General features: G+C 45.5%; 4 protein-coding genes. 3 read left to right on the top strand and 1 reads right to left on the bottom strand.

Translation table 11 applies throughout. The annotated features are described in order from the left end of the window. Positions 1 to 16: 16 nt before the first annotated feature. Positions 17 to 3,403: a SusC/RagA family TonB-linked outer membrane protein gene (locus Q0993_RS11505; protein WP_299533111.1), complete on the top strand. Its 3,387-nt coding sequence runs from the start codon at positions 17 to 19 to the stop codon at positions 3,401 to 3,403. Between the two features lie 5 nt (positions 3,404 to 3,408). Next, positions 3,409 to 4,995 carry a RagB/SusD family nutrient uptake outer membrane protein gene (locus Q0993_RS11500; RefSeq protein WP_299533108.1) on the top strand — a complete coding sequence of 529 codons (1,587 nt, stop codon included), beginning with the start codon at positions 3,409 to 3,411 and terminating at the stop codon, positions 4,993 to 4,995. A 206-nt stretch (positions 4,996 to 5,201) separates the two neighbouring features. Here Q0993_RS11500 and Q0993_RS11495 read toward each other — a convergent pair whose 3' ends face one another. Continuing rightward, complete coding sequence (locus tag Q0993_RS11495) at positions 5,202 to 5,603, bottom strand: response regulator (protein WP_299533105.1); 402 nt, start codon at positions 5,601 to 5,603, stop codon at positions 5,202 to 5,204. Positions 5,604 to 5,780: 177 nt separating this feature from the next. Between Q0993_RS11495 and Q0993_RS11490 the strand changes: the two genes are divergently transcribed. Next, positions 5,781 to 6,500, top strand: coding sequence for a class I SAM-dependent methyltransferase (locus tag Q0993_RS11490; RefSeq protein WP_299533102.1), 720 nt, complete (start codon positions 5,781 to 5,783; stop codon positions 6,498 to 6,500). Positions 6,501 to 6,541: the final 41 nt, after the last annotated feature.

Raw genomic sequence — 6,541 nt, 5'->3', positions numbered from 1 at the left:
AAAATCCTTTAAAAATATGGAAAAATTAAAAGGAATTCGACTTTTTACGTTCAATTCCATTAAAATAAGTTTAGCGTTGAAGCTTACGTTCTTTCTTTTACTAGCCTCCATCCTGTCCGTGCATGCAAATGCCTACTCACAACGGACCAAGGTAAGCTTAAGCTTTGAAAATGCCACCATGCAGCAAGTACTGGAGGAAATTGAGGCTATTACAGACTTCAAGTTTGTGTATACGAACAACGAAATTGATGCCGATCAACGGGTTTCGGTTACCGCTGAGAATGAAAAATTGTCCAGCGTTTTAAAAAGGTTATTCGGACAAACGGATATCTCCTATAAACTAAGGCGAAAATTAATCATCCTTCGTTCACTTCCGGTCCCGAAATCCGTTAAGGTAGTTCCCCCGCCTGAAAAGGCAGAGGAGGATCAACAACTTCAGGTATCCGGTACGGTAACCGATGTCAATGGAGATCCCCTACCTGGAGCGAATGTCATTGAAAAAGGCACGCAAAATGGTGTAGTCACGGATTTCGATGGAAAGTTTACGATTTCCATAGAAGACAGTGATGCCGTACTAACGGTATCCTATATTGGTTTTGTCACCAAAGAGGTGGCCGCCACCCCAGGTGAGGAAATGTCAATTCAGCTCACTACGGATACCGCGCAGCTTGAGGAAGTGGTATTGGTGGGTTACGGGGTACAACGAAAATCAGATGTTACCGGATCGGTCTCCAGTGTAGCCGGGGAAGATTTGTTAAGAAGACCCGTTGCCAATGCGATACAAGGTCTACAGGGCCGTGTTGCCGGTGCCAATGTATATCTAAATTCTGGAAGTCCTACCGCAGTTCCGCGAATCATAATTCGCGGATTGGGAACCATAAACTCCAGTTCTGATCCCCTTTTTGTTGTAGATGGGGTGGTCATGGAAGATTTCCAATTTCTCAATCCAAACGATATAGCTAGTATGGAAGTGTTGAAGGATGCTTCCTCAACGGCTATTTATGGGGCACGAGGGGCCAACGGCGTCATATTGGTGACCACAAGACGTGGCGCAAAGACCGATGGGATAACGGTTTCCTATGATAGTTTTATGAGTGCCGGGACATTACGGAAAAAGATGGACCTGCTCAATGCCGAGGAGTTTCTGGAAGTGGTAGAGACCGGTTTTGCCAACACCCCAAAATATCGTGATGATGTAACCGTGGCACCTATTTTGACCCGGGACGATCCCCGGCTTTTTGATGCCCAGGGAAATCCCTTGTACGACACGGATTGGCAAGAAGAGGCCACGCGTACGGCCATTACGCATAACCATCAACTCTCCATTCAGCAAAGAAACGGGAACTCTTCCGCGGGGGTCTTTTTGAACTTTGCCGACATTGAAGGCATAATGCTCAACAACGACCTGGAGCGCTGGAACGGAAAATTAACCTATGATACCAAAATTAAGGATTGGCTATCCTTTGGGGCCAATCTATTGGTAAACTATACCAAGGAAAATGCGTACCAAGAAGATGGGGGAAACCAAATGCCGAGACGGACCATGATCGAAATGCCGCCGATTTTTCCTGTGCGCTTCCCTGATGGTAGCTGGTCCAATAGCCGTACCATTACGGATAACTTTAATTTGGAGGCCATGGCCAATCCGGTACATGTTCTGGAAACCGAAGTACGGCGTAGATTACGAAACCAAATATTCGGGAATGTCTTCTTTGAGTTCAACATTGCCGAGGGGCTCACCTTTAAGACCCAATTTGGTATTGACAAACAGGACCGTACGTTTCAAAATTTTCAACCCAACGATCTGCTAAATATTTCGGCACCCTTGGGCAGGGCCGAGGTCGTAGAACAAAAAGTGACCTTTTGGCAACAGGAAAATTTCCTTACCTATAACAAGTCCTTTGAAAATTCCCGGATCAATGCGGTCCTCGGAGCCAGTTGGCAGCAACGTGAATTCTTTGAATTCAGTGCTAGATCGGAAGGGTTTCCGGACAATTCCTTGTCCTTTTATCGCCTTGAATCAGGCAGCATCTTTGGGGAACCCCGATCCGAATACAACGACTGGTCTATCAACTCCTATTTTGCGCGAGTAGGGTATACCCATAAGGACAGATATCTGGTGACCTTAACTGGGCGTGTCGATGGCTCCTCCCGTTTCGGTGAAAATAACAAATATGGATTCTTTCCATCCGTAGGTTTGGGCTGGGTGCTGTCCGAGGAGGACTTTCTATCGGAATCCTCTTTTGTAAATCAGTTAAAATTGAGGACCAGTTATGGGGTTACGGGGAATACGGAAATAGATCCCTATGTAACCTTGGCTACCATAGAATCGGGTACCGCCTTGATCAATGGACAACGGGCCAACTCTAGTTTTGTAACCCGTATCCCCAACCCAAATGTAGGCTGGGAAACCACGACTCAATTTGACGTGGGAGTAGAAGTAAGTACCAATACCAATCCCCAAATCAATCTGGAACTGGATTATTACTATAAGCTGACCGAGGACTTACTATTGGAAAGACCGATACCCCGTTCTACTGGTTTTGATGAAATCCGTGATAACATTGGTTCCATTTCCAATAGAGGTGCCGATATATCGATAAGCTCTGTTTACTCAAAAGAGAATTTCTCTTGGGAATCGGTCCTGAACATGAACTACAACGTAAACCGAATAGAAGAATTGGGCGCCAATGACGAGGATATCTTTCCAGGTCCAGGCTTTGTTTCCGGGAGTAATACCATACTTCGTGTTGGGGAACCCGTTGCCTCTTTTTGGGGGCTGGAACGCTTAGGTATCTGGGGTACGGATGAAGCAGCAGAAGCAGCAGCCGTTGGTGCCCTACCCGGGGAGGCCAAACGTTCCGCGGAACGTACCATTATTGGGAATGGCCTACCCAAATGGACCGGAAGTTTTATCAACAACTTCCGTATCGGGCGGTTCGACTTTACGGCTGACCTTCAGTTCGTCTTTGATGTGGACATCTTACAACAGGCACACCATTCCACAGAGGATCGATCGGGTATTGCCAACGGTTTGCGCACCATCCTTACGGAAGGCTGGACGCCCCAGAACCAGAATACGCAGGTACAGGAAATTCGCAATCAAGGGACTTCTGGCCAGAATAGTCAGGTAGATAGCCGTTGGGTAGCCGATGGATCCTATCTTCGTGGGAACTTGTTCACCTTGGGGTATACGTTACCTGATAACTTCGTAAACTCCATAGGCCTTAATATGCTTAGGATTTATGGAAGTGTGGACAACGCATTTGTACTCCAGTCCGACAGTTTTCAAGGATTCGATCCCGAGGGATCTTCGAATACCAATCAATTCGGACAGAACATTTTCTTTTTTCAATATCCAAGGCCCAGAACTTTTACCCTAGGTTTTAATCTTAAATTTTAATGGCTATGAAGTATCTAAAAATAATAGGATTTTTAAGTCTCATGCTATTCACGGTGTCCTGTTCCGATTTTTTGGAGGAGGAACCACGAGACCAGCAAAGTGTTGATCAATTTTTTTCGGAGCCTGGCCAAGCTGAAAGTGCCGTAAACTTTCTGTATCAGAACGGAGCTCCCGATATGTATCTCCAGCAAGGGGTATTTAGAGGTTCTGACGCCATGTATCTTCAGTATCTCTCCGGTTTTTTTGACAATGAGTTCAGCGGGCAGGAACGTCAGGTAGATCTTGCACAGCAATTGGCCATCTCGCCTACTGAGATAGATGCTACCTTGAACCGCATATGGCAGAATCTTTATCAAAGTATCTCAGGGGCCAACCTGGCGATTGCCAATATTCCGGACACGCCAGGTCTTTCTGAGGCAGAAAGCAATAACCTTATTGCACAAGCCAGTTTCTTTAGAGCGTTTGCTTATTTTTATCTGGTACGTATGTTCGGTGATGTTCCCTTGATTACCGAACCCGTGGGTGGTTTGGAAGAGGTTTTTGTACCCCGCTCCCCGGTTTCGGAGGTGTATAACCTTATCGTTTCAGATTTAAACATAGCCACGGCGGCAGGAAGCCTTCCGAATGGTAATATGGTGAACAACGGTTTTCGCATCACCCGGGAAACTGCCCTAATGCTCTTGTCGGATGTTTATTTGACCATGAGCGGGGCGCCACTGTCCGATAATCGCTATGCCAATGCAGCGGAAGCGGCACGAGCGGTAATCAATAGTGGTGCATTCTCCCTTATCCCCCACGATACGGACGGGGATGGGAATGTTATCTTGGAAAATAGTGCCTACAACAAAATGCGTAGGGCAAAAACCTTGCCCGAAGACTATATCTACCAAATTGAATATGAGGTCGGTATCCGTTCATTTCCCTATCCGCAATGGTCATTTCCCGCTTCCACCAGTGGTAGCGTGGGATCGGCCTATGCGAATATCAATAACGCGTATGGGCCAAGGCCCGAACTCTACGCACAATATGACCAGACTCTGGACCTTAGGGCACAAGAAAAACAGTATTTCCATACCACATTTACCACTACGGGTGGCGATGAAATTACGTTCCCGGTGACTCCCTATATCTGGTTGGACGAGGAGGTCTTTTTTACCACGGCACAGTCTGCCAAGAATTTAAGGGTGTACAGCTACCCAGAGGCCCTATTGGTCGCTGCCGAAGCCATAGCACAATCGGAAGGTGTGACCGCCGAGGCCGTTGATTATCTTACCCAGATACGGGCAAGGGCCTACTGGACTACGGATCCCGAAACCATACGAGCGGAACTTGCTGGACTTTCGGTAGGTGATTTTGTAGAAGAGGTCTGGAAGGAAAGAAATCGGGAGCTGATTTTCGACTCAAAACTTTGGTTCGATATGGTACGGACACGAAAGTATCCTGCTGGGGCCGATGGTGATGTTACCTTCGTCGATTTGGTAGGAAGGCAGAATACCTTCGGCCAGACCTTTGAGGAAAAGCATTTGCTATTGCCTATTTCGGATTCCGAGATACAAACAAACCCCGAGTTGGTCCAAAATCCTGGGTATTAAATGTAAGGAAATGGGACATAGTTGCCCATGGACAAAATTAAAATACAAATTATCTTGTTGTAGTTAGTTTAGTTTGAGTTAGTTTGGAAAAGCCGGTGTACGTTTCGTCGCCGGTTTTTTTTATCATCACTTCATAACTGGGCTGTTCCAAACAACGTAGTAATCGCCCATAGGAAGAGATTTTCTTTATTGAGCAAGTCAATATGCTAACTGGCAAGTGCCGAAAATTCCTTTTCCTGGTGTTGCGAAGCGATTTCCTCCTGCAATACTTTGGCAACCGAGTTATCCAATCGTTCGGTATTCAAGGGTTTGTGTATAAAATCAATCGCTCCTTGCGCATAGGCCTGGAATTCAAATAACGACCTTGAGGAGTACATGATCACCTTTATAGGGTCACCTAACAATTTTTTGAGCGAAAACCCATCTATTTCGGGCATTTCAACATCCAAAAGCACAATATCCACATCCATGGCATTTATTGCTTTCAATCCCAAAAAAGGATTGGTAAAGGCACCTAACAGGTTCAACTGCCTATTTTGTTGTATCAAATTGGTGGACATCAAAAGTTGCATTGGGGAATCGTCGATTACAATGATGTTCAATGACATAACAAGTAAGTTTTAAGTTAGTTTGGGATAGTGAGAACAGTAAGACATTAGGGAATCTTGCAGAAATTGGATGTACGGTCAACTAATTCGTTAAAATACTGCTATATTTTAAGATCCGCTTTTTTCGAAAGGGGCACTAACTCAAAATCCTTATCTTGGGAATAATCAAGAATATCCATGAAAAAAGTTAGCTGCTTGGCATTTCTCTTCATTGCAACATCCTTGTTGTACCTATGTCATGGCCAGGATACTGAACCCAACGAAAGTTATACCCATAAAAAAGGAGATCCCAACGGAATCGGGAAATGGTATATGGGACGCGAAATTGCCCATGTTATGGGTTTCCAAGGCATGAGGTGGCTAGATCGCACCGTGCGGGAAGACGAGGAAAACACCTCCAAACTCTTGGAGAATATGGACATCCAAGCCGGTGATACCATAGCCGATATCGGTGCCGGATCGGGCTACCATGTATTTAGAATGGCGGCCATGGCCAAGAAAGGTCTTATCTATGCCGTGGATATTCAAGATGAAATGTTGGCCGAGATGCGGAGGAAAAAGGAAAAGGGCAAGGTCCAAAATGTTAGACTCATAAAGGGCAGCGAAAAAAGTGTGAACCTGCCAAAAAATTCAGTGGATAAGGCACTCCTTGTGGATGTTTACCATGAATTCAATTATCCCGTTGAAATGATAGCTTCCCTAAAAAGGGCGTTACGGCCCAATGGAAAAGTGTTTCTGATCGAATATCGCGGCGAAGATGATCGGGTACCCATCAAAAGGTTACATAAAATGACCCAGGCACAGGCCGTTAAGGAAATGCAGGCAGCAGGCCTAAAATTGGAACGGAACATTGCCAACCTCCCTTGGCAACATTGTATGGTCTTTAGTAAAGAATAAGGCTTAATACCATGGTATTCTGAAACACATTAAAATTCCAA

This window comes from Ulvibacterium sp., from assembly GCF_028285715.1.
GTDB lineage: Bacteria > Bacteroidota > Bacteroidia > Flavobacteriales > Flavobacteriaceae > Ulvibacterium.
The sequence above is the reverse complement of the archived record's forward strand: the minus strand, read 5'-3'. Positions and strand labels throughout refer to the sequence as shown.